Here is a 5,039-nt window from a genome sequence, read left to right on the forward strand (position 1 = left end):
CAGAACAACACCTTTCTAAAAAAGCTAAAAAGAACATCTCTAAAATCATGGGACATGAAAGTCTGGCTATAGCTAGTACCTGGGCAGATTTCATCAAATCTGACCCTAACTATGATTATTCACATGAATGGCATTATGCCAATATACCCAATGGAGAAAAATATGACCCAAAAAAAGGAGCGGAACATAATGTTGTCAAAGAAATAATAGCATTAAAAAAACAGCTTGAAAACCCTGCCACCACTCTGGAAGAAAAAAAGATTGCCCTTAGGTTTTTGGTCCATCTAGTCGGAGACATTCATCAGCCCATGCATGTAGGACAGCCTGAGGATTTGGGGGGAAATAGAATTGAAATGAAATGGTTTGGAAAAAAGACAAACCTTCACCGCATTTGGGACTCTCAAATAATAGACTCCCAGAAATTAAGTTATACAGAACTGGGAAATAGCATTAATAATGCCACCAAGGTCGAAATAAAACAATGGCAAAGCTCAACTGTAGAACAATGGGCAAACGAATCAAAAGAAATTTGCGATGGCCTCTATGAGACTTCGGATGATGAAATATCAACCTACAAATACATGTACAGATATTATCCTGTTGTCCAAAGTCGATTATTAATGGGAGGAATCAGACTTGCTGGTCTGTTGAATGAAATATTTGGATAAATCTTATTTAAAAAGTACCCCTCAAGAACACAATGTTTACCCAAATAATTACAGAAAGATTGAGGGGTACTTTTTCCTTAGCACTTGAATAAAGATTCTATTTTTAAGCGTAAATAAAATTTTCAAATGGCCTGTTCTGAGCCCATTTTAAGTCTTTTTATTCCAACTTCTGGACAAATAAATATAGGGACTAAAAAATGAATGGAATATTTTTCAATTTACCGACATTACACCTTAAAGAGGTATTGGTTTATGAAATTTTCAATAGCTTAAATTATTGAGAAGCCTGCAATGCAACACTGATAACCAGCCACTTGCACCTTTTCCCCAATACTTACATTGAAGTTCTGAAATATCATTCGACTTGGTTGGGAAGTTAAGACAGACCAATTTACTTCCTGTCCTAATAATTATCTCCTCCCCGGCTATTTTGACCAATTCACCAATAAATTGCCTTCTTTCAAAAGAAGGAAAAATCAATTTCAGGAGGACATTTCAACCTAAATCTCTTTTTCTTGTCCATCCTCATCATGGGTAAAAAAATACCACAAACGTTTTAAATTAATTTTATTAAAATATCACCTCAAAAATTCCCCAATTCAAGGTTTAAATTGTAAAAATGTATCGTTCACGCGTGTGGTTTCCAAAATCAATTCTCTAAATTTACGTTTTCACAATAAATCATTTTTTCATTGGGCATGAATATGCGGCGTGACACTTTTTTTGTAATTGATTTTGATAGCACTTTCACCAAAGTGGAAGGCTTAGATGTTTTGTGTGATATTTCTCTTAGAGGTAAACCGGAAAAAAATGCAGCTTTACGAGAAATTCAAAAAATCACAGACCTAGGGATGGAAGGAAAAATCTCCTTTAGAGAATCCCTTGAAAAAAGACTTCAGCTACTAAAAGCGCATCAATCACACTTGGAAGAACTGACCCAGACGCTTAAAGCTAAAGTCAGTATTTCTTTTGTAAGAAACCGGGATTTCTTTAAAACTTATAAAAATCAAATCTATATTATTTCTAATGGCTTCAAGGAATTTATTCTTCCCATAGTGAAAGAATATGGAGTAAAAGAGGAAAATGTCTTTGCCAACAATTTTATATATGATGAGACCGGAAACATCATCGGTTTCAATCGAGACAATATCCTGTCTCAGGATGGTGGAAAAGTGACGTTATTAAAAGAACTGAAATTGCCTGGGGACGTCTATGTCATCGGGGATGGCTATAATGATTATCAAATTAGAGCTGCTGGCCTTGCCAACAAGTTTTATGCTTTTACAGAAAATATTGTTAGAGAATCCGTTCTTAAAGATGCTGACCATGTAGCACCTAGTTTGGATGAATTTTTATACCTAAATAAAATGAATACTGCACTTTCGTATCCAAAAAACAGAATAAAAGTACTTTTACTTGAAAACATTCACCCTGAAGGGCTTAAAAAACTTCAAGATGAAGGCTACACCGTAGAAGTTCATCCTGCAGGAATGGATGAAGAGGAACTCAGTGAAAGAATAAAAAATGTGTCCATATTAGGGATACGTTCCAAAACTCAATTGACAGTCAAAGTACTGGAAAATGCCAATCGTTTAATTGCAGTAGGTGCATTTTGTATTGGGACTAACCAAATTGACCTGGAGGCTTGCCTGAAAAAAGGGGTGGCTGTATTTAACGCACCTTATAGCAACACTCGTTCGGTAGTAGAATTAGCAATTGGGGAAATTATTATTCTGATGAGAAACCTTGGAGATAAATTCTCGCAGATGCACCATGGGAAATGGGTTAAATCGGCCAAAAACAGCTTCGAGATAAGAGGAAAGAAGTTGGGAATTGTAGGTTATGGAAATATTGGTTCACAACTTTCGGTTTTAGCCGAAGCAATTGGCATGAAAGTTTACTATTATGATAATAATGAGAAGCTGGCTTTGGGTAATGCCACAAAATGTAGCTCATTAGAAGAATTATTGAGAGAGGTAGATGTAATAAGTCTTCATGTTGACGGAAGACCGGAAAATCATAATCTTATTGGAGAACGGGAATTTAAATGGATGAAGGATGGCACCGTATTTTTAAATCTAAGCCGGGGTCATGTTGTCGATATAAATGCTTTGAAACAGGCAATAGAATCTGGGAAGATCGTAGGAGCAGCTATTGATGTGTTTCCTTCAGAACCTAAAAGTAATCAAGAAGAATTCATTTCAGAACTAAGAAATCTTCCAAACGTTTTGCTTAGCCCCCATATTGGGGGAAGTACATTAGAGGCCCAAGAAAACATTGCGGATTTTGTTCCTCAAAAGATTATGGACTACATCAATACAGGAGAAACAACTAATAGTGTTAACTTCCCTAATTTGCAACTCCCAAAATTGGAGAATGCACACCGCCTGATTCATATTCACCAGAATGTTCCTGGTATCTTAGCTAAAATCAACCAGGTATTGGCTAAGCATAAAATTAACATTACAGGTCAATACCTAAAAACTAATGAAACTATAGGTTATGTAATCACAGATATTAACAAAGCCTATAGTAAAGATGTAATCAGTGACCTGAAAAATATTGAGCAAACCATTAAATTCAGAGTACTTTATTAACAGCTTAAAAAATAACATAGGGAAGCCCCCCTATCTTACTACCAATTACATAAAGTAAATATGAAATAGAATAGCCTTTCCAACTCATCAAAAACAAAGTCGGAAAGGCTTTTCTCGTACTCCCCCAAAAGACAAGCTACTCAATCCTATTTTTATTTATCTCTCCACTTTGGTATTTTTTTCCATGTTGGATGACCGTTACTTTGTAGTGTACCGCTTCTGCTTTTACTTTGACTCTGTTCGGAATCTTCCTCAACATAATAATCCCTGGCATAATATTTTGCAGGTTGAAGGTATAGGAACCCTTCTCCATACAGTAAATTAAAAGAATTCGATATTACTTCATTATAGGAAGTAATATTCTCATAATCATAAACATAGATATCATACAGATCATAATCCGAGTATTCGGTTGAAGATCTACTTAAATCCGGCATAGCGGAAGAAAGGACTTCAGGTAGTTGAGGGAATACTCCATTTACTTCTTTGCCCTGTCCAACAACAGACCACCCAATCCCAAGACTACCATTATCTATACTGTAAGAAGCAATATAAAAATCAAAATCTCCAGTAAACTCTATCTCAATACTATTTGGTTCCCCATTTTTAAGGGTTATTTCACTTTCCAATGGAGAAAGACTTGCTGGTAAAGCTCCATAAGACACATTACCATGTATTATTTCCTCTTTCTCATTAAATACCTCAGAATAAGTCACAAAATTTTCAAAGATATCCTTAGGATACTCAAAAGTAGGATTTCCTAATATCTCATCCTCTTCTAAATAATCCAGAAATACGCGATATCGAGAATCATCAAAATAGCCAGAAACCGAAATATAATAATTACCCTCAAAAGGAAAGTCAATGGAATGTGTACTCCCCTCAACTAAATCGGTAAAATCATAATTGTATTCCTCATCACCATTAATATCCTCGAAAAACAAAAACTTCCTGCTTACTCCTGGTTCCTGATAAGTTACTAAAGCATGACTTTCCACTTGACTGTCATAAGGAATCCTTGTCTTTATTGCTTGAGATTCATCATCAACCTCTTCCAATTGACCCCATTTTCCAAATGAACCAAAATACCTAAACCTATCTGAATTATTTAACGCTTCTTCAGGAACATTCGAAAGGGTTAACTGAGCTTCCAGATCCGATGAACTCCAATATTCATCAGCAATCTCTTCCTGAATGTACTCCCCAGGGGAAACATCATTTATGGTTGTTAAATAAAGCCCATCCATCTCAAAAAACAATCCTAGATTTAAAGAAAAAGAATCATCAGTAAATCCCTCTTGCCGAGAAAATTCCACTTGGCCTCCTGCAATAAATTTTTGAGCTTCCGAAATTAGATTTCCTTGTTGATCAGTTAAAAAAGCGACTTGAAGTGAAGGAGTCCAATCATCATTAAAATTGGAAGGAACATTAAATTTTAACAAAGTATTTTGGACCTCGACCTTTAAACTGCTTTTATTACTGTTATCTGCCTGGTCATAGGCGATTACTTCTAATGAATAAATCCCGTCTGTATATTCTGTGGTATTCCAGGTAAATTCATAAGGACTTTCCTTAATTGTGGCTACCTCCTTCCCCTCAATTTTCAACTCTAGGCGATCCAAACCCAAATTATCCATAACATCAAAAGAAATGGTGTATTCTCCCCAAATCTTTTGGTTTTCCTCTATTCCTTTAAATTCAATAGAAGGCAACTCAGTATCTATTGGATCTACTGGATCATCTTTCTTACAACCAAACGCCAAAACTAATAAAA

General features: G+C 35.5%; 3 protein-coding genes. 2 read left to right on the forward strand and 1 reads right to left on the reverse strand.

Translation table 11 applies throughout. The features are described 5' to 3' along the window. On the forward strand, positions 1–668 hold a 668-nt coding region (locus E1171_RS07290), incomplete at its 5' end, for a S1/P1 nuclease (protein ID WP_155205353.1). 704 nt (positions 669–1,372) lie between these two features. Beyond that, positions 1,373–3,265, forward strand: coding sequence for a phosphoglycerate dehydrogenase (gene serA, locus E1171_RS07295; RefSeq protein ID WP_155205354.1), 1,893 nt, complete (start codon positions 1,373–1,375; stop codon positions 3,263–3,265). Between the two features lie 152 nt (positions 3,266–3,417). Here serA and E1171_RS23720 read toward each other — a convergent pair. After that, the coding region (locus E1171_RS23720) for an Ig-like domain-containing protein (protein WP_187696321.1) at positions 3,418–5,039 on the reverse strand (1,622 nt) is incomplete at its 5' end.

Source organism: Xanthovirga aplysinae (assembly GCF_009711365.1).
Lineage (GTDB): Bacteria > Bacteroidota > Bacteroidia > Cytophagales > Cyclobacteriaceae > Xanthovirga > Xanthovirga aplysinae.